25 protein-coding genes and 1 riboswitch are annotated in these 26,105 nt (G+C 43.2%); of the genes, 5 read left to right on the forward strand and 20 right to left on the reverse strand.

Annotated elements, in window-relative coordinates:
* Positions 1-14 precede the first annotated feature (14 nt).
* The 8 genes from purH to purC form a co-directional block, all read right to left on the reverse strand.
* The gene (gene purH / locus IGI69_RS09270; protein ID WP_438740587.1) at positions 15-1,550 is read right to left on the reverse strand and encodes a bifunctional phosphoribosylaminoimidazolecarboxamide formyltransferase/IMP cyclohydrolase; all 1,536 of its coding nucleotides are present in this window, start codon (positions 1,548-1,550) and stop codon (positions 15-17) included.
* Positions 1,543-2,127: a phosphoribosylglycinamide formyltransferase gene (gene purN, locus IGI69_RS09275; RefSeq protein ID WP_438740589.1), complete on the reverse strand. Its 585-nt coding sequence runs from the start codon at positions 2,125-2,127 to the stop codon at positions 1,543-1,545. Before purN ends, purH begins: the two co-directional genes overlap by 8 nt.
* Positions 2,124-3,170 (reverse strand): phosphoribosylformylglycinamidine cyclo-ligase, encoded by a 1,047-nt coding sequence (purM, locus tag IGI69_RS09280; RefSeq protein ID WP_438740591.1) that lies wholly within the window; start codon positions 3,168-3,170, stop codon positions 2,124-2,126. Before purM ends, purN begins: the two co-directional genes overlap by 4 nt.
* Before the next feature lie 115 nt (positions 3,171-3,285).
* Complete coding sequence (gene purF, locus IGI69_RS09285; protein ID WP_010749590.1) at positions 3,286-4,710, reverse strand: amidophosphoribosyltransferase; 1,425 nt, start codon at positions 4,708-4,710, stop codon at positions 3,286-3,288.
* Positions 4,695-6,923 (reverse strand): phosphoribosylformylglycinamidine synthase subunit PurL, encoded by a 2,229-nt coding sequence (purL, locus tag IGI69_RS09290; RefSeq protein WP_438740593.1) that lies wholly within the window; start codon positions 6,921-6,923, stop codon positions 4,695-4,697. The genes purF and purL overlap by 16 nt, the downstream gene beginning before the upstream one ends.
* On the reverse strand, positions 6,916-7,593 hold the full coding sequence (gene purQ / locus IGI69_RS09295) for a phosphoribosylformylglycinamidine synthase subunit PurQ (RefSeq protein WP_438740595.1): 678 nt from the start codon (positions 7,591-7,593) through the stop codon (positions 6,916-6,918). Before purQ ends, purL begins: the two co-directional genes overlap by 8 nt.
* A complete protein-coding gene (purS, locus tag IGI69_RS09300) occupies positions 7,590-7,862 on the reverse strand; it encodes a phosphoribosylformylglycinamidine synthase subunit PurS (protein ID WP_010749587.1) in 273 nt (90 codons plus the stop codon). Before purS ends, purQ begins: the two co-directional genes overlap by 4 nt.
* Entirely contained in the window at positions 7,853-8,578 is a 726-nt protein-coding gene (gene purC, locus IGI69_RS09305) for a phosphoribosylaminoimidazolesuccinocarboxamide synthase (RefSeq protein ID WP_015509889.1), read from the reverse strand. The genes purS and purC overlap by 10 nt, the downstream gene beginning before the upstream one ends.
* 214 nt (positions 8,579-8,792) lie before the next feature.
* On the opposite strand from purC, the gene IGI69_RS09310 reads away from it, so the two are divergent.
* The 3 genes from IGI69_RS09310 to pbp4 all read left to right on the forward strand — a co-directional run bounded on the left by IGI69_RS09310 (position 8,793) and on the right by pbp4 (position 11,983).
* Positions 8,793-9,227 carry a hypothetical protein gene (locus IGI69_RS09310; protein ID WP_016611022.1) on the forward strand — a complete coding sequence of 145 codons (435 nt, stop codon included), beginning with the start codon at positions 8,793-8,795 and terminating at the stop codon, positions 9,225-9,227.
* A gap of 100 nt (positions 9,228-9,327) precedes the next feature.
* Positions 9,328-9,933, forward strand: a complete 606-nt coding sequence (locus IGI69_RS09315; RefSeq protein WP_074932671.1) for a DUF1054 domain-containing protein — start codon at positions 9,328-9,330, stop codon at positions 9,931-9,933.
* 1 nt (position 9,934) lies between these two features.
* Positions 9,935-11,983 (forward strand): penicillin-binding protein PBP4(5), encoded by a 2,049-nt coding sequence (pbp4, locus tag IGI69_RS09320; RefSeq protein ID WP_438740597.1) that lies wholly within the window; start codon positions 9,935-9,937, stop codon positions 11,981-11,983.
* A gap of 48 nt (positions 11,984-12,031) precedes the next feature.
* Here the strand turns inward: pbp4 and purB are convergent, their stop codons facing one another.
* The 9 genes from purB to IGI69_RS09365 all read right to left on the reverse strand — a co-directional run bounded on the left by purB (position 12,032) and on the right by IGI69_RS09365 (position 20,261).
* Complete coding sequence (gene purB / locus IGI69_RS09325; RefSeq protein ID WP_438740599.1) at positions 12,032-13,330, reverse strand: adenylosuccinate lyase; 1,299 nt, start codon at positions 13,328-13,330, stop codon at positions 12,032-12,034.
* Positions 13,331-13,343: 13 nt separating this feature from the next.
* Positions 13,344-14,471, reverse strand: coding sequence for a 5-(carboxyamino)imidazole ribonucleotide synthase (gene purK, locus IGI69_RS09330; protein ID WP_015509893.1), 1,128 nt, complete (start codon positions 14,469-14,471; stop codon positions 13,344-13,346).
* Positions 14,455-14,943, reverse strand: a complete 489-nt coding sequence (gene purE / locus IGI69_RS09335; protein WP_151195063.1) for a 5-(carboxyamino)imidazole ribonucleotide mutase — start codon at positions 14,941-14,943, stop codon at positions 14,455-14,457. The genes purK and purE overlap by 17 nt, the downstream gene beginning before the upstream one ends.
* 328 nt (positions 14,944-15,271) lie before the next feature.
* A complete protein-coding gene (locus tag IGI69_RS09340; RefSeq protein ID WP_010749579.1) occupies positions 15,272-16,576 on the reverse strand; it encodes a nucleobase:cation symporter-2 family protein in 1,305 nt (434 codons plus the stop codon).
* Complete coding sequence (locus tag IGI69_RS09345; protein ID WP_142974106.1) at positions 16,576-17,157, reverse strand: xanthine phosphoribosyltransferase; 582 nt, start codon at positions 17,155-17,157, stop codon at positions 16,576-16,578. Before IGI69_RS09345 ends, IGI69_RS09340 begins: the two co-directional genes overlap by 1 nt.
* Positions 17,158-17,234: 77 nt before the next feature.
* Positions 17,235-17,332: riboswitch (purine riboswitch) on the reverse strand.
* 82 nt (positions 17,333-17,414) lie between these two features.
* Positions 17,415-18,092 carry a hypothetical protein gene (locus tag IGI69_RS09350; protein ID WP_010749577.1) on the reverse strand — a complete coding sequence of 226 codons (678 nt, stop codon included), beginning with the start codon at positions 18,090-18,092 and terminating at the stop codon, positions 17,415-17,417.
* 20 nt (positions 18,093-18,112) lie between these two features.
* A complete protein-coding gene (locus tag IGI69_RS09355; protein WP_005229997.1) occupies positions 18,113-18,718 on the reverse strand; it encodes a glycoside hydrolase family 73 protein in 606 nt (201 codons plus the stop codon).
* Complete coding sequence (locus IGI69_RS09360; protein ID WP_115233077.1) at positions 18,715-19,725, reverse strand: M15 family metallopeptidase; 1,011 nt, start codon at positions 19,723-19,725, stop codon at positions 18,715-18,717. The genes IGI69_RS09355 and IGI69_RS09360 overlap by 4 nt, the downstream gene beginning before the upstream one ends.
* A 32-nt stretch (positions 19,726-19,757) precedes the next feature.
* Positions 19,758-20,261, reverse strand: a complete 504-nt coding sequence (locus IGI69_RS09365; protein WP_005229993.1) for a hypothetical protein — start codon at positions 20,259-20,261, stop codon at positions 19,758-19,760.
* Positions 20,262-20,384: 123 nt separating this feature from the next.
* Between IGI69_RS09365 and IGI69_RS09370 the strand changes: the two genes are divergently transcribed.
* The gene (locus tag IGI69_RS09370; RefSeq protein WP_005229991.1) at positions 20,385-21,341 is read left to right on the forward strand and encodes a Gfo/Idh/MocA family protein; all 957 of its coding nucleotides are present in this window, start codon (positions 20,385-20,387) and stop codon (positions 21,339-21,341) included.
* 686 nt (positions 21,342-22,027) lie between these two features.
* Here the strand turns inward: IGI69_RS09370 and IGI69_RS09375 are convergent.
* The 3 genes from IGI69_RS09375 to IGI69_RS09385 form a co-directional block, all read right to left on the reverse strand.
* Positions 22,028-22,834, reverse strand: a complete 807-nt coding sequence (locus IGI69_RS09375; protein ID WP_241655668.1) for an alpha/beta fold hydrolase — start codon at positions 22,832-22,834, stop codon at positions 22,028-22,030.
* Positions 22,835-22,849: 15 nt separating this feature from the next.
* Complete coding sequence (locus tag IGI69_RS09380; RefSeq protein WP_128488414.1) at positions 22,850-23,482, reverse strand: TetR/AcrR family transcriptional regulator; 633 nt, start codon at positions 23,480-23,482, stop codon at positions 22,850-22,852.
* A gap of 943 nt (positions 23,483-24,425) precedes the next feature.
* Positions 24,426-25,388: an aromatic acid exporter family protein gene (locus tag IGI69_RS09385; RefSeq protein WP_118215146.1), complete on the reverse strand. Its 963-nt coding sequence runs from the start codon at positions 25,386-25,388 to the stop codon at positions 24,426-24,428.
* Positions 25,389-25,486: 98 nt separating this feature from the next.
* Between IGI69_RS09385 and IGI69_RS09390 the strand changes: the two genes are divergently transcribed.
* Positions 25,487-26,086: an FUSC family protein gene (locus IGI69_RS09390; RefSeq protein ID WP_005231932.1), complete on the forward strand. Its 600-nt coding sequence runs from the start codon at positions 25,487-25,489 to the stop codon at positions 26,084-26,086.
* The last annotated feature ends 19 nt before the right edge of the window (positions 26,087-26,105 follow it).

The following is a 26,105-nucleotide window of genomic DNA, read 5'->3' on the forward strand; positions in this document are numbered from 1 at the left end:
TCTTCTCCTATTTCTTAGTGTTTAAAATGACGAACACCAGTAAAGACCATCGCCACACCGTACTTATCTGCCATGTCGATCGATTCTTGATCTTTGATACTACCACCAGGTTGAATAATCGCTTTGATTCCTTGTTGTGCTGCATATTCGACACTGTCATCCATCGGGAAAAAGGCATCGCTTGCCAGCACTGAACCAGCCAATTTATTGTTTTCACGGGCTTGTTCCACAGCGATTTTCACTGAACCAACGCGGTTCATCTGACCAGCACCGATCCCGACGGTTTGCTGTTGATTGGCTAAAACGATCGCATTGGACTTCACGTGTTTCACCGCTTTCCAAGCAAATGCCAAGGCTGCGATTTCTTCTGGTGTCGGCTGTCTTTTGGTCACCACTGTCCAATCTGCTGGTGACTCCATTTGATCATCTGGTTCTTGCACCAATAAGCCCCCAAGGACAGAGACAACTTCTGGCTGTTTGGCTGCTTTTTCGAAATCAACAACCAGCAAGCGCAGATTTTTTTTCTTCGTTAAAATTTCTAGTGCTCCTTCTTCAAATGCAGGTGCAATAATGATCTCAAGAAAAATCCGCTGCAGTTGCTCCGCAGTTGCCACATCAACTGGACGATTTAAGACGATAATCCCGCCAAAAATCGACACTGGGTCTGCTTCGTAAGCTTCTTGGAAAGCTTCAGCAATCGTTTCTCCACTTCCGATTCCACAGGGATTCATGTGCTTGAGGGCTACTGCAGTTGGCTCTGTAAATTCTTCTGCGATCCGCAAGGCAGCGTCAGCATCTTTAATGTTGTTGTAAGACAATTCTTTGCCGTGGATTTGTTTTGCGCTGGCAATCGAATAGGGCACGGATAATGCGTCTTGATAGAAGGAAGCTTTCTGATGACTATTTTCACCATAACGCAATGTTTGTTTCAAAACATAGGTTTTCGTCAGGTTCTCCGTTTCTGTTTCAGCCACCGCTTTGGTCAAGTATTCACCAATCAAGGCATCGTAGGCTGCGGTATGGCGGAAGACTTTGGCAGCTAATTTCTTTCTTGATGCCAGCGTCGTATTGCCTTCCTTCAGCTCAGTTAAGACCCAGTCGTAATCCTTGGGATCAACGACAACAGTTACTGAGGCATGGTTTTTCGCCGCAGAACGCAGCATGCTTGGTCCGCCGATGTCGATATTTTCGATTGCGTCGGCTTCTGTGACATCAGGCTTGCTGATCGTTTCTTTAAATGGATAAAGATTGACGACAACGAGGTCGATCGGTAAAATACCGTGCTCAGCCATTGCCTCCATATGAGAAGGCAGATCACGTCGCCCTAACAGACCACCATGCACCCGCGGATGTAGCGTTTTTACCCTACCGTCCATCATTTCAGGAAATTCTGTGATCGCTTCGATGCCGATCGGTTGAAGCCCTGCTTCCTCCAAGACGGTTTTGGTCCCGCCAGTTGAAATGATCTCAAATCCTAAATTGGTCAATTCTTGGACAAATGGTACCAGTCCTTCTTTGTCAGACACACTGATTAATGCACGTTTATTCACGATTTGATAGCCCCTTTTCCACAATTTCAGCTAAAACAGCTGGATAGATTTGGTGTTCCACTTGATGAATTTTCTCTGTCACACTTGTTAACGTATCGTCGGTGTCAATCCGAACGATTTCTTGGGCAATGATTGGCCCTGTATCAATGCCAGCATCGACATAATGAACCGTAACCCCCGTCACTTTCACGCCATAAGCGAAGGCATCGGCAATCCCAGATTTGCCTGGGAAGCTCGGCAACAACGAGGGATGGATATTGATGACTCTGCCTTCATAAGCGGATAATAAGGTGTTCCCGATGATCCGCATATACCCAGCTAAAACAATAAAATCGATGGCATGATCCTGCAATTCTTCGATCAATTTCCTTTCAAAGGCTGCTTTTGACGCAAAAGCCGCTGGCTCCAAGACAAGCGTTTCATAGTCTCTTGCGCGGGCTTTTTCTATCACTAGCGCTGCAGGTTTATCGGAAAAGACCAATCCGATCTGCGCCCCTTTGATTTCATTAGCTTGGATCGCGTCGGCGATCGCTGTAAAATTGCTGCCCGTTCCAGAAGCAAAGACGGCGATCCTCATCGGACTGCCTCTTTAAAGCAGACAGCTTCGTTGTCACGTTTCGTCACTTTACCGATCCGATACGCTGGTTCTTCATTGGCGGATAGAAGCGCCATTACTGCCACAACATTTTCTGGCGCAACGGCTAAGACCATACCGATCCCCATGTTGAAAATCTCGAACATTTCTTGGTGAGGAATCGCGCCATGAGCAGCGATTAGATCAAATATCGGCAACTGCGGCCAAGTGTCTAAGGAGATTTCTGCCGCCAGACCTTCAGGCAGCATCCGCGGGATATTTTCAACAAAGCCGCCACCAGTGATATGAGAAATTCCAGCTAGCAATCCTTCTGTCAATAAAGGCTTCAATGCATCCACGTAAATTCTCGTTGGCGTCAATAAACATTCTACAAGTGTTTGGTTGTCAAGTTCTGCAAATGTTTCTGCTCCTGTATAGCCATGCTGTTCAAAAAAGACTTTTCTGACTAAAGAGTACCCATTCGAGTGAATGCCTGATGAAGGCAAACCAATCAGCTCATCGCCTTCTTTGATGGTTTCTCCAGTGATCAAGCGACTTTTTTCGACGATTCCTACGGCAAAGCCAGCAAGATCATATTCTTCTGGTTGGTACATTCCCGGCATTTCAGCGGTTTCCCCACCAATCAGGGCAGCACCCGCTTGCACACAGCCCTCTGCGACACCAGCAATGATTTGTTCGATCTTTGCAGGATCGTTTTTACCGACTGCAACATAGTCAAGGAAGTAGATAGGTTCTGCCCCTTGAGCGACGATATCATTCACGCACATTGCGACGCAATCAATGCCGATCGTTGTATGCTGTTCTTGCTGGATCGCCAATAAAAGCTTAGTTCCTACACCATCTGTCCCAGAAACGAGTACTGGTTCTTTCAATTGGTACGATGATAAGTCAAAACAGCCACCAAAACCCCCGATTGCCCCCATCACGCCTAGACGTTCTGTTCGTTTCACATGCTTTTTGATCCGTTCGACTACTTCATAACCGGCTTCGACATCGACACCGGCTTTTGCATATGCATTTGCCACGTTCGTTCCTCCTCAATCATTCATCCGCTTTTCTTCATTCAGCTCATTCGTCGTTAACGCAAGTAAACCAGCGGTCCTTCACTGCTTCGTTTGAAAAACCATTTTTGCCTACAATTTATTCAGCTAAAGACGCGAGATAGTTTTCTTCATAATCATACAAAGGGGTTGGATAATCGCCATTGAAATAGGCCATACACAATCCTGAGTAAGGTGCGTCAAAATCTAAACCGATCGCTTCGATCAACCCGTCTTCACTTAAAAAGGCCAAAGAATCTGCTTCGATTTTTTCACAAATCTCAGCTTCCGTATATTTGGCTGCGATCAATTCTTTTCTCGTTTGAATGTCGATCCCGTAAAAACACGGATAGCGCAAAGGCGGCGAACCGATACGTACATGAACTTCTTTGGCACCGGCTTCTTTTAGCAGTTGCACGATACGGCGGCTGGTGGTTCCTCGGACGATCGAATCGTCGACTAGAATCACTCGTTTGCCTTCGACTACGCCACGAACAGCTGAGAGCTTCATCCGTACGCCTTGTTCCCTTAACTCCTGCGTCGGTTGAATAAACGTTCGTGCGATGTATTGATTTTTTACTAAGCCTAATTCATAGGGAATACCTGAAGCTTCTGCATACCCGCTGGCAGCAGATAAGGATGAATTCGGTACACCAATGACCATATCCGCTTCGATCGGCGCCTCTTGTGCTAAGCGACGGCCCATATTTTTACGGGCACGATGGACATTGACGCCAGCGATGTTGGAATCAGGACGGGCAAAATAGATAAACTCCATCGAACATATCGCAGGTTGTACTTCTTGGGTATACTGTTCAATTTGAATGCCTGCATCATCAATGATCACGACTTCGCCTGGTCGGACATCACGAATAAATTCCGCACCGATGACTTCCAACGCACAGGTTTCTGAAGCCACCACATAAGCACCATTGACCATTTTCCCGATTGACAATGGCCGAAAGCCATTGGGGTCTAGTGCTGCGATCATGGCATTTTCGGTCAGTAAAAGGTACGCAAATCCACCTTTAACTTGATTTAATGCCTCCTTGACCCGATCCATAAAAAGCGGTTCTTCGCTGCGACGGATCAAGTGCATGAGAATCTCTGTATCGGAATTCGAGTGGAAAATCGCACCAGCCTTTTCTAAGGATTTCCGTAGACTTTTCGCATTCGTCAAGTTGCCGTTATGAGCTAAGCCAATCTGCTGATCAAAAAATTTGAATAAAAATGGTTGAATATTATCAACGCTACCATTACCAGCAGTTGCGTAACGAACGTGACCAATGGCAGCATCTCCTGTCAGACGCTGGAGGACACGTTCATCCGAAAAGACTTCCGCTAGCAACCCTAAATCACGGTGGCCATTGAGTTTCCCCGCATCATTCGTGACAATCCCTGCACCTTCTTGGCCGCGATGTTGCAAACTGTGTAGTCCGAAGTAGGTGACACGAGCGGCATCTGGATGACCCCAAACACCAAAAACCCCACATTCCTCGTTGAGGCTCTTTACTTCATTAAACATGGAATGGCTTCCTCCCATTTCAATTTCGCCTCAGTAAGGGGCATCTCGATCGTATCATCTTGTGCTTGCATGCGAATCTGGCCATCAGCAGCCACTTCCCCGATCGCTGTTGCAGCAGCGCCTACCAGCGCTTCAAAAGCTGCTTGCTTATCAGGTGCGACTGAAAGCACAAATCGGGATTGGGTTTCTGAAAACAATTGTGCTGCTGGCAATGACACGGTCACATTTAGACCAAAGCCCTTGTCAAAAGCGGATTCGGCTAAAGCGATCGCTAAACCACCTTCGGCACAATCGTGGGCACTTTGAACAAGACCTGCTTGGATCGCTGCGGTAACCAATTGTTGGTTCATTTTTTCTGTTTCAAGGTCAAAGGACATTAAACGCCCAGCGATCTTTCCTGTCTGCAGTTTTTGCAATTCAGACCCATTGAAGTCAGCATGGGTTTCCCCTAGGACATAGATCAGATCCCCCGCTGCTTGGAAATGCTGCGTCGTGATATGCGCCAGCTCTTCGATCAATCCGACCATCCCAATTACCGGCGTTGGATAGACCGATTGTCCGTCCGTTTCGTTGTATAACGAGACGTTCCCAGAAATGACTGGTGTCTCTAGCACACGACAAGCTTCTGAGATCCCGTCAGCAGCCGTGGATAACTCCCAGAATCCTTCTGGTTTATCTGGCGAGCCGAAGTTAAGGCAGTCAGTGATCGCCAATGGACGCCCACCGGAAGCGACGATATTTCGAGCAGCTTCTGCAACTGCGATCTGTCCGCCGACTTCTGGATCTAAGTACAGGTAACGAGCATTACAGTCAGTCGTCATCGCCAAGGCTTTATTGGTTCCCTTGATTCGTAAAACAGCGGCATCACTGCCGGGTCCTACCACGGTATTAGTACGAACTTGCGAGTCGTAGGTTTCAAAAATCGAGCGTTTTGAAGCGATCGTCGGCTGCTGCAGTAGATCGGCAAATACAGACGTTGCTGAATGAATCACTGGAACAAAGTCTGGTGTTTCCTTAAACACTTTGATCCGTTTCGGTTCTGCCATCTCTTTGTAGTAAGTCGGCGCATCTTCAGCTAAAGCATCTACTGGCAAATTAGCGACTTCCTGTCCGTGATGGAACAAACGATAGTTGCCATCATCTGTTACTTCACCGATCACGACGGCTTCTAGATCGTATTTCTTAAAGAGTGCTTCCACTTCAGCTTCATGTCCTTTTTTGACACAGATCAGCATCCGCTCTTGAGATTCTGACAACATCATTTCATAAGGCGTCATATTGGTTTCTCGTTGTGGAACATCATCTAACGTTAAGCGCAACCCTGATCCGGCTTTTGATGCCATCTCGGCACTAGAAGAAACCAATCCAGCAGCACCCATATCTTGAATTCCGACTAAAATGTCCGAATGATCCACGATCAATTCCAAACAAGCTTCCAACAAAAGTTTTTCCATAAAAGGATCACCGACTTGTACGGCGGAACGTTGTTGTTCTTCTCCTTCGACAAATTCTTCCGATGCAAAAGTCGCCCCGTGTATCCCGTCGCGTCCTGTTTTTGCGCCGACATACATGATGGTGTTTCCAACACCTTTAGCCTGCCCTTTTTGAATATCCTTGTGAGCAATAATCCCTACACACATCGCATTGACTAATGGATTGCCTTCATAACAAGGATCAAATGCCACTTCACCACCGACGGTCGGAATCCCAATACAGTTGCCATAGCCACTGATCCCAGCAACGACTTCTTCCAAAAGATATTTCGTTCTTGGATTATCTAACTCACCAAATCGTAAGGAGTCTAAAACAGCAATCGGTCTTGCACCCATACTGAAGATGTCGCGGATGATCCCACCAACACCAGTTGCTGCTCCTTCATAAGGTTCCACCGCAGAAGGATGATTATGGCTTTCCGCTTTAAAAACGACGGCTAGATCATCGCCGATATCCACGATACCCGCACCTTCGCCAGGTCCTTGCAGTACTTGCGGCCCTTCTGTCGGGAATTTCCGCAAAACAGGTTTGGAATTTTTGTAAGAACAATGTTCACTCCACATCACTGAAAAGAGTCCAGTTTCGGTATAGTTCGGTAAACGTCCCAAAATATCTTCTGAGATCATCCGATACTCTTCTTGGGTCAATCCCCATTGCTCGTATAATTTCGTGTCTTTGATTTCTTGTGGTGTAGGTTCTTTTACGATCATTTTATCCATTTACCGGCACCTTCCCAAAATTTTTCAATAATGAAGCAAAAAACTTCTTGCCATCTTCTGAGCCTAATAAGCTTTCCATCGCTCGTTCTGGATGAGGCATCATGCCTAGAACATTGCCAGCTTTATTACAGATACCAGCGATGTTGTGTAGGCTACCGTTGACGTTATCTTCATAACGGAAAACGATTTGATTGTTGGCAACCAATTCCTGATAAGTCGTTTCATCACAATAATAATTGCCCTCACCATGAGCGACAGGAAGCGTAATGACTTGATCCGTTTCATATTCAGAAGTAAAAGCTGTTTGATTATTCACTTGCATACGGACCGGTTTGCAAATAAAATGGAGTGATTCATTTCTTTGTAAAACCCCTGGTAACAAGCCCGCTTCCGTTAAAATTTGAAACCCATTGCAGGTACCAAAGACAGGTTTGCCTTCATTTGCCAGACGAATGACCTCTGACATGATCGTTGAAAAACGGGCGATCGCTCCACATCTTAAGTAATCACCATAAGAAAATCCTCCTGGAAGCAAAACACCGTCAAAACCAGCTAAGCTGTCTGCATCATGGCGCACATATTCTGCTTCTGCCCCCATGATATCTTTGATTGCCCACATCAAATCAACATCACAATTTGATCCAGGAAAAACGATCACTGCAAGTTTCATAGGGCCGCTTCCTCCATTTGAACCATTTCATAACGGTAGGTTTCCATATTGACGTTTGCCAAAAGCTTGTCGCAGATCGCTTCGATTTCTTCTGCTACAGCTGCTTGTGTTTGATTGTTTGAAGGTGTCACTTTGATTTCAAAGTATTTCCCGATCCGAATATCACTGACATCTTGATACCCCAAGCGATGAACCGCTCCTTTCACAGCTTCCCCTTGAGGGTCTAAAACAGATTCCTTATAGGTTACATAAACTTTGACTAAATACATGCTGAATTCTCCTTTTCTAAACGATTTAAGACTTCTTCATAAACAGGAACGATGTCCCCTAAATCACGTCGATAAACATCTTTATCAAGATGCTCATTTGTCCCCATATCCCATAAACGACAAGTATCTGGTGAAATCTCATCAGCCAGAAGCAACTCGCCCTTTTTGGTTTTGCCGATCTCGATTTTAAAATCGATCAAGCGAATGTTGATGTTCGCAAAGATTTCCAGTAACGCAGCGTTGACTTGCAGCGCCAATGTTTTGATCTGGTCCAGCTCCTCTTCTGAGGCAAGCCCTAGATAAAACACATGATCATCATTGATAAACGGATCATCCAAGCGATCTTCTTTGTAGTAAAACTCCACGATCGGCTTTGGCAGTTTGGTTCCTTCTTCGATGCCCAAGCGCTTTGAAAAACTACCAGCTGCCGTGTTGCGAACAACGACTTCTAAAGGAATCATAGCAACAGCTCGAATTAATTGTTCGTGTTTAGACACTAATTGAAGAAAGTGACTTGGGACGTTTTTGTCGGCTAAGCGCTGAAAAAGATGCGCAGTGATCTGATTGTTCAAGGCACCCTTTCCTACAACGGCATCTTTCTTTTGACCATTCAATGCAGTAGCTTGATCCAAATAAACGACTCTCAATACATCCTCTTCGTTGGTTTTAAACAATTTCTTGGCTTTTCCTTCATAAAGAAGCACTTCTGATTCCATAATCCACCTCAGTTAAGTAATATTTTTCACATAGCGATGACACACATCTTTATTTGCTTATTATTCTAACAACGCAGAAAAAGCGGGTCAACGATTATCTGTACATTTACATATTAATAAACACGAATGTTCGCTTTTTACCCAGCTGGTTGAAAGCAAATTCCTCTTTAGAAGCAGCGAAGGATTTATAAAGCGTTTACAATATTCTTTTTTCATGCTATATTTAGGTCGTATTGTAGCTACATTCAAGGAGGAGTACTATATGTGGTCGCTAAAGAATCGTGCTGAACTTTTTTTAGCTCATTTATCAGACAAAGAAAAACAACAGCTCCATAACGAATTATTGGCCGTGCAGCAAATCCTTTCCATCAACCAACAAACAAGTTTCTATTTATTCAGTCCCTTCAAAAAAGGGGCGCGCCCTCATTATGCCGAAGAACAAAAGCGTGTTCTACAATTTCAAAATGAGCGCAATGACGAATTGATCATTCATCAAATCCATCGCCAAAGCTTATTTAAACATACGTATTCTTTTCGGATTTATTTTAATTTAGAAGAAATGGACTTTTCTTTCTTGGATGATCTTTTGCATCTTTTGAAGGAACAAAGCCAGACACCAACGTTTAAATTGAGTCCAGCGGCAAATTGACTGAGTATCCTTCGATAAAAAAAGGTAAAATAAACAAAAGCCCGTAATTTATCGGGCTTTTTTTGTTATACTATTTTCAGACAACAGAAAGGATACGATTATGCTATTTACGAAACAATCATTTGATGCTTTTTCTTTAGAAACGTTAGACGAACGAATGGAAAAAATCCGTGCCGAGATTCAGCCGATTTTTCAAACGATCGGTGAGACAGCGATCCCATTAATTGAAGAAAGCTGCCAAGAGCCTTTTTATTTGCATATTGCTCAGCACCGGCGCAGAACCGTCTACCCTCCTGCCGAAACCTGGGCAGGGATCGGTCCGAACAAACGAGGCTATAAAATGGATGCCCACTTTCAAATTGGGATCAATCAAGCGTATGTCTTTGTTTGGCTCAGCGTGATCGACCAACCGAAAAATCAGGCAACGATCGCTGAATCCTGGTTGGCCCAAAAAGAATTATTCGATCAATTACCAGCTGACTTTACACTTTCTCCCGATCACACAAAATACGACCACCACCCTATCGCCATGTGGCCAACCTATCTGGAACGATTGAAGAAAGTCAAAAAAAGCGAGCTTCAAATTGGAAAGATTTTTCCGAAAGAAATGATCGAAGACGTTGAGATGGCGGATATTTTAGCAGTTTATCAAACACTGTTGCCGCTTTATCATGCCCGTATGACGGCTTTGAAGGAGGAACAATAATATGTCAGAAAATCGGCGCTCTCGCAACGAAAAGCCAGCGAAAAAGCCCAAGCGCTTCGTCTGGTTGGCACTTCCTGCCGCCTTATTGGTACTAGGCGGCGGCTATTATGGTTATACCGTCTATCAGGATCGGCAAGAAGAAGCCGCTGCTAAAAAAGCCCTCACTTCCTTTATCGACGCTTTGGCCGATCAGAAGTACAGTGACTTGCCTGCCTTCGTGTCTGAAGACAGTTTAGCATCAACCGGCTTTACCGCAGACGAAGTCTCTGCAAAATACGAAGCGATCTTCACTGGTATCGGTGCCGAATCATTTAAAGCATCTGGGATTGAGGTAACTCCTAATGACAAGGATTCCGATCAATTCAATTTCCAATACAACGGTTCCTTGACCACCTCGTTAGGTGAATTAACCGAGCTTTCTTATAGTGGCACGATCACTGTAGCTGATAACGAAGCCAAGATCGATTGGTCCCCTCAGTTGATCTTTCCAGGAATGGAGGGACAAGACAAAGTCAGCATTTCCGTAGATAATGCCACTCGCGGTGAGATTCTCGACCGAAACAACGAACCACTAGCAGAAAATGGCACGCTTTATCAGTTAGGCGTCGTTCCGGGGCAACTGGGCACGGGAGACGAAAAAAACGCCAATATCAAAGCGATCGCGGAACGTTTCGACCTGACAGAAGAAGCCATCAATCAAGCGTTGGGGCAATCTTGGGTTCAAGATGAGTTGTTCGTCCCCTTGAAGATCATCGAACCAACGGATGAGATGCCAACTGGAACAAGTTTAAAAGAAACGACTGGACGCACTTACCCACTTGGGGAAGCTGCCGCCCAACTGATTGGTTACTTAGGAAATGTAACAGCGGAAGATATCGAAAAAGATGAAACACTAGCAAGCAACGGACAAATTGGTCGTAGTGGTCTGGAAGCTGCCTTCGATAAAGAGTTGCGAGGAGAAAACGGCGGAAAAATCGCCATCACAGATGAAGATGGTGCTGAGAAAGCCGTCCTGTTAGAAAAAGAACGCGCAGATGGCAAGGATATCCAATTGACTATTGATGCCCAAGCCCAAAAGACGGCGTTTGACTCCTTACAAAACCAAGCAGGAGCAACGGTCGTTACCGAACCCAAAACTGGCGATCTGTTGGTACTTGCCAGCTCGCCAAGTTATGATCCCAATAAAATGACCCAAGGGATCTCACAAGAAGATTATGATGCGTATGAACAAAATGAAGACCTGCCTTTCATCAGCCGCTTTGCTACGGCCTATGCACCTGGTTCGACCTTTAAGGCCATCACTGGTGCGATCGGCTTGGAAAATGGCACGATCGATCCTACGCAGAGTATCGCAATCGATGGATTGAAATGGCAAAAAGATAGCTCGTGGGGCGACTACTTTGTGACGAGAGTTACTGATGTAGCTTCTGTGAATCTCAAGGATGCACTGGTATACTCTGATAACATTTATATGGCGCAGCAAACCTTATCTATGAGCGAAGATGCCTTTCGTGACGGCTTGTCGAAGTTGATTTTTGGTGAAACACTGGATTTACCTATTGCGATGAATCCTGCTCAAATTTCAAATGAAGACTCCTTCAATTCGGACATTTTACTGGCAGATACCGGCTATGGCCAAGGAGAATTGCTATTGAATCCAATCCAGCAAGCGGCTATTTACTCCGTCTTTGCCAATCAAGGGAAGCTGGTCTATCCCCGTTTAGTGAAAGAGGCAGAGCAAAAAGACAAAGAAGTCTTTAAAGCAGAAACGATCGATCAAATCAATCAAGATTTGACCGCCGTTGTTTCCGATCCAAACGGAACTGCACATTCCTTGGCAGCATTAAACATGCCATTAGCTGCTAAGACAGGAACAGCTGAAATCAAAGAAAAGCAAGATGAAAAAGGCCAAGAAAACAGCTTCTTATTTGCCTTTGATTCGCAAGACCAAGGGTTTCTGATGGTCTCCATGCTAGAAGATCGTCAAGAAAACCAATCAGCAACTGGTTTAGCACCTGAGCTATTGACCTACTTAGCTGAACATTATTAAAAAAAGCTGCAACCTTCAGACAAGGATCTGAAGGTTGCAGCTTTTTTCTTATTCGGCTAAACCGACACGTTCAAAGATCGTGTCGACTTGTTTTAAATGATGGTTGTAATCAAACGCATCGTCTAAGTCTGCTTTGGACAACACATCCGTAATGGCTGGATCAGCTTCTAATAGTGGACGGAAATCCGTTTGTTCATCCCAAGCTTGCGCTGTTTTTGGCTGAACCAAGTCATAGGCTTGCTCTCTTGTCATACCGTGATCGATCAATTTCAACATCACTCGTTGGCTGTAGATCAATCCAAAGGTCGCATTCATATTGCGCTTCATATTCTCTGGGAAAACGGTCAGATTTTTGACGATATTGCCAAAGCGATTCAGCATGTAATCGATCAAAATCGTCGTATCCGGAATAATGATCCGTTCTGCCGATGAATGTGAGATATCCCGTTCATGCCAAAGAGAGACATTTTCATAAGCCGTCACCATATGACCGCGAACGACTCGTGCAAGTCCCGCCATATTTTCAGAACCGATTGGGTTACGCTTATGGGGCATGGCAGAAGAACCTTTTTGTCCTTTGGCGAAGAATTCTTCGACTTCCCGCGTTTCTGATTTTTGTAGTCCACGGATCTCGGTGGCAAATTTTTCAATGCTCGTTGCGATCAACGCCATTGCTGAGAAATACTCTGCATGCAAGTCACGAGGCAATACTTGCGTGGAAATATCTTGCGCACGAATCCCTAATTTTTCACAGACATACTCTTCGACAAACGGTGGAATATTTGCAAAGGTTCCAACTGCTCCGCTGATCTTGCCCGCTTCAACCCCTTTTGCTGCCCGCTCAAAACGTTCAACATTGCGTTTCATTTCCGCATACCACAAGGCTAATTTCAAGCCAAAGGTCGTTGGTTCCGCATGAACACCATGGGTACGTCCCATCATCACAGTATGTTTGTATTCTTTGGCTTTTTCACCAATGATCGTCACAAAACGATTCAAATCTTCCCGAATCAAATCGTTGGCTTGCTTCATCAAGTAGCCATACGCCGTATCAACAACATCCGTCGACGTCAAGCCGTAGTGGATCCATTTACTTTCATCACCCAAAGATTCAGAGACTGCTCGGGTAAAAGCAACCACATCATGTCGCGTTTGCGCTTCGATCTCTAAGATACGGTCGATATCGAAGGTTGCTTTTTCACGAATCAAAGCAACATCCTCTTTTGGTATCTCACCTAATTCCGCCCAAGCTTCATCAGCTAAAATCTCTACTTCTAGCCACGCTTGGTAGCGATTTTGATCGGTCCAAATAGCACCCATTTCTGGTCTTGTATAACGCTCTAACATGTTTTTATCTCCTTTAATCCCAAATATTGGTTTGATAGATTTCTTCAGTGGTTTCTGCAATATCTTCCGTCAAAACAGTGATATGCCCCATTTTGCGACCGGTTTTTGCTTCTTCTTTGCCATAGTAATGAAATTGCCAAGCAGGTTTTGTGGCAATCAACTCATAGGTTTCTGTCAATTCATCGCCTAAGACATTGACCATGACTGCTGGTGAAAGCAATGACACTTCTGGTAATGGCCAGCCACAGATCCCCCGGATATGGGCATCAAACTGACTCATGGAACAAGCTTCGATCGAATAGTGACCAGAATTATGCGGTCGCGGTGCCAACTCATTGACATACAAGCCGCCGCTTTTAGTCAAGAACATTTCGATGGCTAAAACGCCTTGCAGATCCAAGGCCTTCGCAATAATATGAGCGATCCGTTTGGCTTCTTCGGCAACTTCTGGATCAATGCGCGCAGGAGCGATCGTTTGATGCAAAATATTGTTGCGGTGGATGTTTTCTACCACTGGGAAAGTGGTAAAGGTTTCTCCATTACCAGCAACTAAAATCGACAATTCTTTCTCAAAAGGAATCCACGCTTCTAATTCGCACGTCCCTTCACGCAGCAAGTTCATCGAAGGCGCTAAATCTGCGGTACTGTATAAGACGTGCTGCCCTTTTCCGTCATAACCGCCTCTAGTCGTTTTTAACACACAGGGATAACCGATACTGTCGATGGCATCTTGGATGTCTGTCGGGCTGATGATCGTGGCATAAGGTGCAATCACGATATTGTTTGCCTCTAAAAATGACTTCTCTAATAAACGATCTTGAGTGATTGCTAACAAATCGGTGCCTTGAGGGATATGGGAGTAAGGCAAAATAGAGTTCAATGCTTCAACACTGACATTTTCGAATTCATAGGTGATTACATCGGCACGTCGAGCCATTTCTTCTAAAGCAAACACATCATCATAGGCAGCAACAATATGCCAATCAGCGACTTGGGCTGTTGGACAATTGGCAGTAGGGTCTAAGACGCCAACCCGAAAGCCCATTTCTTTGGCACTCATTGCCATCATACGACCTAGCTGTCCTCCGCCAACGATTCCGATCGTTGCGTTGGGCATTAAAGGTTTAATCAAGTTGATCACTACTTTCCAATACAATTTCTTTTAATGTATTTCTTCGCGCGTTTAATTTCTCCGCTATCTCTAAATCATACATGGAAAGCATCTGCGCTGCAAGTAGTCCTGCGTTAGTTGCGCCAGCTTTTCCGATCGCCGTTGTTGCTACTGGTACACCACCCGGCATTTGCACGATCGATAAAAGGGAATCCAACCCGTTTAATGCGCGAGATTGTACAGGTACACCAATGACGGGCAACGTTGTTTTCGCTGCGACCATTCCTGGCAAATGAGCTGCTCCTCCTGCTCCTGCGACAATGACTTTGATTCCTTCTGCACGAGCAGTTTCGGCAAATTCGAACATCAAATCTGGTGTACGATGTGCCGAAACGACTTTTTTCTGATAAGGTATCGCTAACTCATCTAAAATCAAGCAGCACTCCTTCATTGTTTCCCAATCTGACTTGCTCCCCATAATCACTGCAACTGCTGGTTTCATTTGATTTTCCCTCCAACGATTTTTTACTAGTTTCTTCTGAAACAAGATCAGAAGTATTTTTCACGAAATTAGTTTGTTAGCAGCAGTTCGTTGCGGCGTCTGAGATATCCCGAAGTCACACGGCTCTGCTAACATTCACTTTCACCTCTAAATAGTAACGAGTTGCCCGAGCAATGTCAAAATATTTTCGAACTATTAACAAAATTTACTTACCATTGTTCGTTTTTCTCTCAAAGTTATGTATTCAACACGTGAGATAGCCGATAAAAAGACAAATAAAAGAACAATACAAAAAATCCAGACGAATCCTCGTCTGGATCAAATCGACTTACTGTTGCAAGCTCAATTCCGTCACTTCGTCTGTTTCTTTCGGCAATCCATTGAAGAACAGGTTCAAAACAATGGCTGTCAAACTACTCATGACGATCCCATTGCCTGTAAACATTTGGACGGTTTCAGGCATCTGACTGAATAAGGTTGGCATCATATTGAACCCTAAACCAAAACCGATCGAGACCGCAATCACTAACAAGTTCTTGTCATTCATAAAATCAACTTTGCTCAGCATTCGCATCCCTTGAACAGCGACCATGCCAAACATCACTAACATGCCGCCTCCCAGTACTGCTTCTGGAATGATCTGCGCAATGGCACCAACTTTTGGAAACAGCCCTAATACGATCAAAAAGATAGCTGAAAAGAAAATCGGGCGTCGCGTCTTAATACCTGAAAGTTGAACCAAACCTACATTTTGTGAAAATCCAGTATAAGGGAATGTATTGAAGATCCCCCCAAGGATCACCGCCAAGCCTTCCGCACGATAGCCGCGCTTTAAGTCATTGCCTGTAATCGGTTTTTCAGTAATATCTCCCAGCGCAAAATAAACGCCAGTGGACTCTACCAGACTCACGATGGAAATAATGATCATCAAAACGATCGACCACAGATCAAAGGTTGGTAAGCCAAAATAAAAAGGCTGAGGCAAATGAAACACAGGCGCATGAGCGATGGCAGAAAGATCCACCAATCCTAAGAGTGCTGCTAAAATGGTCCCACCGATCAAACCGATCAAAACGGCAATCGAGCGAATAAAGCCTTTGCCAAAGACCTGCACCCCAATGATCAAGGCAATCGTTACAAAGCCTAACAATAAATTCGTTGGATCACCAAAGTTAGCAGCTGCAGCATCGCCCCCACCGATTTTAGTGATGGCGACTGGAATCAAGGTCAAGCCGATGACGGTAATCACGGTTCCCGTCACCAATGGGGGAAACAAGACTTTGATTTTCGAAAAAATGCCAGCGATCAGAACAATGAAAATCCCAGCGGCAATGATCGCTCCGTAAATCGCACTGATCCCTGATTTGGTGCCAATCAAAATCAATGGGGAGACAGCTTGGATGGCACAACCTAAAACGACTGGTAGGCCGATCCCAAAAAAGCGGGTGACGACTAATTGCAAAAGCGTAGCGATTCCGCACATGAAAATATCGATCGAGATCAAATACGTCATCTGCGCTTCATTAAAGCCCAGGCCTGTTCCAATCAACAAAGGGACGGCAACAGCTCCTGCATACATCGCTAGCAAATGCTGCAAGCCTAAAACTGCTGAACGGCTATTCGTTTCTTTCATTAGGCATCTCCTTCTAAAAAGCTGACTTGTCCCTCAGACAATGAGGCGATCCGTGCTAGTGAAACAACAGGTATCCCCATTTCTTCAAGTAATTGTCGACCACTTTGGAATGATTTTTCAATCACGATACCGATACCGACGACGTTGGCTCCTGCTTGTTGGCACAGTTCGATCAAGCCTTTTGCTGCTTGTCCGTTTGCTAAAAAATCATCAATAATCAAGACCGTATCATCTGAAGACAAAAATTTCTTGGAAATCGATACTTGGCTGGTCACTTGCTTAGTAAAGGAATAGACAGATGCAGTCAGAAGCTCTTCATCCATCGTCAAACTCTTTGCTTTACGGGCAAAGATCATTGGTACTTGTAACTGTTCTGCAGTATAAAGCGCTGGTGCGATCCCTGAAGCTTCGATGGTCACTACTTTTGTGATGCCGCTTCCTTGAAACCGTTCCGCGAAGACTGTACCGATTTCTTTCATCAACTCATAATCCACTTGGTGGGTCAAAAATTGGTCCACTTTAAGAACCCCTTCGCCCAGCACATTTCCATGTGTTTTGATACGCTCAACTAATTTTTCCATCCTAGCTCTCCTCGTTCCTTTCTATTCCATCCTGAAAAAAAAAGACACTCTTTTTGCCAAAGCAAAAAAAGTGTCTAACAGGCACGATTTTTACTTATAGTCCGATATTTACGGTATCGGGTAGAGACTGTCGACCATATTTCGACGATATACAAGTAATTTTTAAATGATAGATTCGATTATGCCTGTCTTTGATTAAAAACACAAGCATGGAATGCACTTTATAAATAAAAATATTCTCATTTGCGGATCATTTCCTACTCTGGCTTCTCCATATCGCGATAGTGTTCCATCTTTTTACTGAAAAGCTCCCCATTGGACGGCGGTGTGTAGGTGATGGCATTCGCGCCTGCTTCAATCGTTTCTAAGATGCTTTCATCGGTTGGTCCACCGGTTGCGATGATCGGCAGCTTCGGATATTTTTTACGGAAGAAAGCCACGGTATCTGCTGTGTCCTTGCCAGCACTGATATTGATGACTTTCACACCAGCTTCAAGTTTGGCATCAATTTCAGTATACTTACTCGTTACGGTACTGATAACGGGAATATCTACAACTTTACAGACTTGCTCCACAGTTTTCAGTGGCGTTGGTCCGTTTAAGACGACCCCGATCGATCCTTGGGCTTCAGCAAACATGCTCATATAAGACGAGCGAAATCCTTGGGTCAAGCCACCGCCGACACCAGAAAACACTGGAATATCTGCTGCTTCGATGATTGCTTTCGTAATTGCTGGGTGCGGTGTAAAAGGATAGACCGCAATCACAGCATCCGCATTTGTATTACGGATGATCGCAATATCCGTTGTGAAAATAATGGAGCGGATTTGTTTTCCAAATATTTGAATACCGCTAGCCTCTCGAATAACTTTAGGCACTTTCACGATATCTTTACGCAAATCGGTGGTGATTTTTGGCATATATTTTTCTTCCATAAGCAGCCAACTCTCTTTTCTTATTGATCAAATCGATTCAATTGGTAGGTTTCAATTACTTGAATGATTTTGCTGGCATAATCTGGATCCGTTGCATACCCTGCATCTTGTAATGCTTGTGCGGCACTGCGGTAGTCGTTTGCTGTCAAGACATTTACATAAAGCGCAGGATTCCAATCCACACCATTTACAAACAACATCGTATGATCATCCATTGATTCTTCCCAAGTATCATAGACACGAAAATCTCCTTGAATCGTGACCCATTCTCCATTATAAAACTCTTGGGTATCTAATGTCACCTTTTTTGAATGGCCAAACGACTTAATCCCAAATAAATTATTGTATTCACTGGCTAGAGAACTTTGACCCCAATCTGATTCAAGAATCGCCTGTCCAATAATGATACTAGGTAAAATCCCGTAGCCCTTTTGCAGTTCTTGTGCGTAAGGAGCGATGCGATCAATAAATTCTTCATGAGAGATGGCTTCCGTGTTTGTTTCTTCCTCTTTTGGAAGGGGGTCTGCCAAACTATTCAAGGAAAAAATAAAGGCAATCCCAATCAAGAATAACCCTAGAAAGACTAATGGGAAACGAGTCTTCTGTTTTTTTCGTCTTGCGCTCATTTTTTCACTTCCTTTGTCTGACTAAACACATTTTCAGAAAACAAATTGCCTCCATTCAGCAACAACTCATCTTGTGTAAGCTCACTGCTTTCTTGACTTTTAGCAAGAGAACCCTCATAGATCCAGTCCTCTGCCAGAGGATCTTCCCATTCGTGAGAGGACAGTTCTGCTTCTTTTCGAGCTATGTGTTCTTTTGCTTCTTCCAGAAACTCTTCAAAGGTCAACTCCTGCTCCTCAATGTAGGTTGCCACTTCGACCCCTACATATCGTAGATGCCAAGGCTCATAATCGATTTGCGTAATAGCATGTTTTCCTTTCGGGTAACGGATGATAAACCCATACTCCCTTGCATGAGCTTGTAGCCATTTTCCACCCTCAGTATCACCGAACCCCTCATTGAGCAGTTCTCCTGTATGATTTTGATACCAATCCTGATCCACAACATCAACAGCAAGCCCAGTATGGTGTTCGCTATAGCCAGGCTCAGTAAAGGTCAGTTTCGTGATCCGAATTGCTTCTTCTTTTGTATGACCTTGACTCATCAGGGTGTTGACATTGGCATTGAATATCTCCTCTTGATACGCGACTGAACGGTAGGCAGAGACCATCACCAAAGGATGTCCTGCAGCTTTTGCGGCATCTGCCAGCTTTTCATAAGCTGAAACGATGCGTTGATCGACGAGATAGCCATTCGACAATTTCCCTAAATCTTTTTGGGCAATTTCGCTTTTGATTTTATTGTTTGGGCCTACCAAAACTAATGACCAATCATCCAATGAGACAGTTGGTAAATCCTCTTCGTTCACTTCATCACTAGCACTTGCTTGTTCTTGTGACTCTTGCGTGTTCCCATTTGGCTCTTTTTCATTTGTTTCTGTTGTTTCACTCGTTGTTGCTTGATCTGTTGAACGAGCGATACTTGCACTCTTTGTTGGGGTGACTGCGGTCACTCGGTTCACTTGAATGGTTAAAAGAACCAGAAACAAGAAGCCCGCCGCCGCAGCCATTCCATAATACTTTTTCAAAAAATATCCTACCTTTAGTTGTAAGTTTCTTCCAGATTTTCTTTGACCCACTCCAACAGTTCGATTTTTTCATTGCGAATTTGCTGCTGAACAAAAGCGGGCAATCGGAAGTTTAGTATATCATCATAACCCCACTCATCATACGTAATACTGACTCTCAAATCAAGGTATTGGGCTGTTTCTTCAGATTCTGTTAACAATTCGACTTTCGCTAAATCGCTTGCTAACCACGTTCTGGCGATTTGAGTCTTCATTTTTTTGAACTCGACGACCGCTTGATTGCGTTTTTCTGGATAAATGACGGTTTGCCGAATGATTTTTTGGATCAACATCCATTCATAATCTGAAAACAGCAGCTTCACTTTCTGATTTTCAGCAGGTGACAGACTCATTGTGCCATTTTTCCATGCCTCCCATTGCTCCTCGGTGATGCCTAATTGTGTTTCATAAAACTGTTTTTCTGATGCGTATTGCTCGATGATGGTATTTAAAATAATTGCAATTGATACATTATGCATATGTTATCCCTCCTCTTCTATATTTTACTGAAAGTCAGCCGTAATGGAAACTTTTTGCGATTGTTTTTGATTATTTTAAAGAATTGATTTCTTTTGTTATACTAAATACGAAGGAGATGATCAATGATGAAAAAATACCGTTGGGGAATGATTGGCCTCGGAGATATCGCAACGCAATTTGCTGCTGGCTTTTCTAATGAAGCAAGTGAACTATATGGGGTCAGTGCCCGGAGTTTCCCTAAAGTCCAAGCATTTGCTGAGAAACACTCTATTCCCCATGCCTATGAAAGCACAGATGCCATGTTAGAAGATCCGCAAATCGATATTGTTTATATTGCAGTACCTAATGATCTTCATCATGAATTTATTATGAAAGCTCTGATGGCAGGAAAACATGTCCTCTGCGAAAAAGCCATCACCACCAGTGCCGATGAGCTAGCGGAAGAACTAGCCTTAGCCAAAGAAAAAAACCTAATCTTAGAAGAAGCAATGACGATTTTCAATATGCCGGTTTATGCTCGGTTGAAAGAAGAGATTGATGCCGGACGCTTAGGAAAATTAAAAATGATCCAAGCACCATTTGGCAGCTACAAAGATCCAGACCCAAGCAATCGTTTCTTCAATCCAGATTTAGGTGGCGGTGCTTTATTGGATATCGGTACGTATGCTGTTTCATTTGCCCGCTTTTTCATGACGGATACACCAGAAGTGACGTTTAGCAGCATGAAGCCCTTCTCTACAGGTGTGGATGAACAATCAGTCACGATCTTACAAAATCCAGCCGATGAAATGGCTAGTGTCACGCTGACTTTCCAAGCGAAAATGCCTAAAACCGGTATCGTCGCTTTCGAAGAAGGATACATTACCGTAGATGAATACCCTCGTGCGGACAAAGCCGTGATCCATTTCCGAGATGGAACAAATGAAGTGATTGAAGCTGGCGACAGCAGTCAAGCCCTTAATTATGAAATTGCCAATATGATCAAAGCCATCGATGGCGAGATCGAAGGATCGATCCATTTGACCACCGATGTCATTGACGTTCTTGATCAAATGCAAGCTTTTTGGGAACAGCAGTAAAATGAAAAAGACTCCTTTACACTGATGCCAGATATAACAGGAATCAAAACACATAATACCTAATCATTCACCAATAGGATTGTCAAAAGAAAAGGTAGCAACGGAAGCGAAATTCCGTTGCTACCTTTTTTCTGTTCCAAACCACCACAGTTTTGGCGAAAATACACGCAGAAGAAAATACGGTCAGAAGAAGATTTAACACTACCTATAGGCTGTAAAAAAGCTGATAATAGCACCAATTCTTTAAATCGTAACTGCCCATTACTTTACACCGTAACTGTGGAAGATTACCGTGTGTACGATCTTAAAGTGACTTCGGCAATTTTCCTGTCCATTTTAAGTAAGATTTGAGAAGGTTAACTATTCCGATGGTGTTCAGTTAGCTGGCTTTGCGTGTCAGCTAGTTCTTTATTTTGCACGCCAATTTTGAAATCAAAGACAGTAAAGATTTTTAGCAGGTGTATGCTGATGTGGACCTTTGTGCCTACGTCATCTGATCTAGGCAGTTGGGAAAAAGGTATTTCTTTTCCAAAGTCGGAGCCGTTCACTGTAGGCAGCTAACGCGGTAAAATGTAGCGTTCGAATTGCATATATATAGCTATTTTACAGTGCGTTCGCGGCTATTGTTTGAATTTAGCATAAAGACAATTCCTGCTTTTACTAATCTGCATATGTGAGGCTTCGAACTAACTTAAAAGAAAATCTTTAACATGTTTATTGAAATCTTTGCCTTCTTCATAGCTCGCGTGTCCCAGCCCTTTATAGAGAAGCAAACGACCGTTTGGGATTTTATCAGCCATCTCCGCTGAAGAATTTGATCCAACTATTTTATCGCTATCACCGCCAATTATGAAGGTAGGACAAATTATGTTTTCAAGTTTACTGAAAGTATCGTGTGCCAATACAGCTTTTGCCTGAAGTATGAACCTCTCAAAGCTTTTCGGCTTTCCAACTCTACATAGAAGTGGATACATCAGCCGATATGTTTTCAGTTTTTGGGATGAGTATGTTTTCTCCATTGTATCAATCATCAGTGATTTATAATCATTATTTTCCGCGTAATTCACCCATCCGTTGATAGCTCGATGAAGAGTTTCGTTTGCACGGGAAGTGGTAACAGCAAGAATAAGCTTTTTTACCATCATAGGATAGTCGATAGCAAAGTGCTGGGCTATCATACCACCCTGTGATATACCCATTAGGCAAGCACTTTTTATTCCAAGTTGGTCAAGTGCTGCTTTAAGGTCTTTTGCCATCTCCCTGGTGGTGTACCCATTTTCAATATTTGTTTTTCTACTAAACACATACACCTTAAAATCGTTCAAAAAAGCCCTAAAGTAATACGCCAATTTGATTGCTTGCCCCTCTACAGTTTTTAATCCATCTGATAACCCAGGCAAAATTATCAATGGAGATTTCCCCAGTCCAAATTCCACATAATCCATTTTTGATCCATTGATAGTTACTGAACTTCCTTTGGCACCATAAAACAAGATCTTCAACTCCTTCTAGTCTATAATCCCCTTTTTAAGTATATCTATATAGTCGGTAAGGTGGGTTACATACTCATTCCTAATTTGGTTAATTTCGGATTTATTTCCGTTTTGCACTTCTATTCTTTCGATAAAGTCGGCATTAAAACCTTGTAAAAACCATTTAAGCACATCAAGAACTTTTCTTTTATCCCAATTCAACGATTTCGTATCAACGTTTTCTAATACGCTATAATAAACATTCTGACCAGCATAATTAAATCTTGCTTCAACCTTTCGATAAATTTCTGTATCATTTTTGCTAAATGCTTTGATAATAAGCTTATATTTTTCTGGGTTTTGGATATGCCATAAAAATTCCAATTCCGAGTATTGAATTATACGCTCAAACAAGTTGGTTGAAAGGGTGCCTAATTTTTGATATAGGTTTGCGTTTAGCTCGCCTGTGACAAAATCAAGCAAATAAAAATACAAATCTTCTTTGTTTTCAAAGTATTTAAACAAACTTCCTTTACTAATTTCAGAGGCCTTTACAATACGGTTGGTGGAACTATCTGCATACCCGTATTTTGCAAATTCTGAAATACTAACAGAAATGATTCTTTTCTTTTTATCTTCATGCAGTTCATGAAACAACTTTTTAGGCATAAGGTTCTCCGTTCAGTGACCACATGGTCATTTGTTTTCGAAATTTTAGTGACCACGTGGTCACTAAAAAAATTATACCATACGAAACTCCCGCCATCAATATGTTTATCTGTAAGAGGAACCGATCTTCGGGAGTTATCCTATCTAATTTCATGGAATTGGAAGAAGAACATGCAATGGAAGTGGCTATCCAACAGCATCAAGTCAACAGTAAAAAATAAAATTTGGCTAGGGGACATTACCTAAATCCCTCTGAAGGAAGAAACGCTTTATGTATCTGTTTTTATTGATGTCTATAAGAAAAAAGAGAGCTGATCAATGACGCTCAATTTAGAGGATTTGATCAGGCTCAAATGGAGATATCTAAATAGTTTGAAACTTACTAAACACAAAATTCAACCACTCTGCTCCGAGCTATCAATTTCCTAATGTCTTTGAAAAAAATTCCACTTACTCTCTTAACTAAGTGTCCAGTTTTTATTGACAACTCCAAATTTCTTCAATCCATAAAAGTCAAACTTTTGGGGTGACCACACGATAAAGCTGAACGAAAAATTGTAGCTACTTTTCCAATGGGTGTATGAAAACCATGTGACTGGCTCGCTGACTGAGAAACTTTTCCTACAGCTATCGAATGGATATGATACTCAACAAAAAGAATGTCTAAAACTGATTACAAGGCTGGAAAAAGAAATAGATCAACAGGAATAACAGACTATACAGGTGAAGGAATTTATCTCTAAGTATAAGCAGTTTTCTGAACGGGTCGAATTGATGCCTGCTCTTCTCAACCATGTTGTTAGCAAGATGGTTGTAGAAGCACCGAAAAGAGCAGGTAGATTCTTCACATTGCTATGCTCTTGTTGGGATATTACCGCCAATGAAGCGCTCAAGTTCTGCTTCCTATATTGGTATATTACGGCTGCCTTTTTGGGAGTCTTTTTTAGCGTGCCATTGTTTGCATTTGATCAGAAAAGTCGGCTTTGATTTCAATAAAACTTTTAAAGGTTTGCAGAAACTGAAACAGCTGAGCGCGATTTTCAAACTCTGCTCTTGTTTGGGGCAATGGCTTTTGTCGATAGTCTTCATAAAGCGCAGCAATTTTTGCCAAGATCTCTTTCCCATCGTTATTTTCGTGAAAGGACTCGGCAGTAAAGGATAGCAACTCTTGAAACGCATTTGTATAGGCTTCTTCTACCCAAAACAACTGCAATAAGTCAACCATTTCTAAGAGTAAGCGTGCCTGACTTTGGCGCATGGTAAAGTACTCTTCATAATAGGAGGCTTCTCCTCGCCATTGATTTTCACTATGCACCATTGCTTGTTGTTTGCCTTGCTTGATATCCCCCAAAAGCGTTTGGCAGACCTGGGGAAGCGTCGCCTTTTCTTTTTCAGTTAAGGCAATCGACATGTCTTTTAAAAGACTTTTAAACGATTCTTCCACTAATTGCTGTCTTTCTTTCAATGCTCGTTCGCCATCTGGCATATATAAATTGAACAAAAGTGCAAAGCCAATGCCAATACTCATCAATAAAAAAGCATTCCCAATCAGTGGCCAAGCAAACGAACGTTCCATCATATAATGGGTCACCAAGACAGAATTGACGACGATCCCATCGGTCAAATTGAAATAGACAGCGGTTGGGATAAAGAGAAAGAGAAAAAGAACAAATCCTATCGGCCCAAAGCCTAATAAATGGAAGCTGACAAAAGCTAAGAGCGTTGCGATCGCCAAAGAGATCAAACGCCCGATTCCCGTAAAAAGTGACGTTTTCTTTGTATTACCGACGCTTAAAATGGCGATGATCCCTGCGGCTGGCGCATACAAAAGACCGATCTGTTGTGCCAGAAACATTGATAAACCAGCAGCAATCGCCGTTTTCACGGTCCTCATTCCGATTTTCATTTTTGTCACCTCCTGTGAAAAGTATACTAAATTGTGAGGAATAAGACTAGAATTTCTCAACTGCTTTGGGTATGATTAAGTAAAGGGGGCATTTGACCATGAAACTGGGGCGTTTTCGCTTAGGTATGCGAACGATAAAAACAGCCATCGCTGTCATGCTTTGTATTCTGCTCTTTCATTTTCTTGATCGTGGCCAACCATTGATTGCTGCCTTGTCGGCTGTGTTTTCTTTGCGACAAGACCTGACCACAACGATCTCTTTTGGTAAGTCACGGGTATTAGGAAATACGATCGGCGGCGGTACAGCCATTTTTTACTTTTTGACGAAGCAATATTTTCAAAATGACTTTCTGATCGAATTGTTTGTCTTGCCAGCGCTAGTCATTTTTGTCATCGTTTTTTCAGATGGCATCAATAACAATTCTGGCATTATCTCTGCTATTGCGACGATGCTTTTGATCACTTCCAGTGTCCCTCAAGGGGAATCGATCATCTTCGCCTTAGACCGTGTATTGGACACCTTTATCGGCACGTTAGTTGCCCTATCGATCAATTTCGTCATTCGACCACCTGAGGAAGAGAAAAAGGATGAGATCCAAGAAGATCTGGTGGTGCTGAGGCAAAAAGAGCTTGAACTAAAAGCCATGCTAGAAGAAGTCCAAGGCGAGATTTCCGAACAAGAAAAACAAGAAAAATAAAAACAGCCTTTTTCCAGAA

The organism is Enterococcus sp. DIV1083b (assembly GCF_051713705.1).
GTDB lineage: Bacteria > Bacillota > Bacilli > Lactobacillales > Enterococcaceae > Enterococcus_D > Enterococcus_D casseliflavus.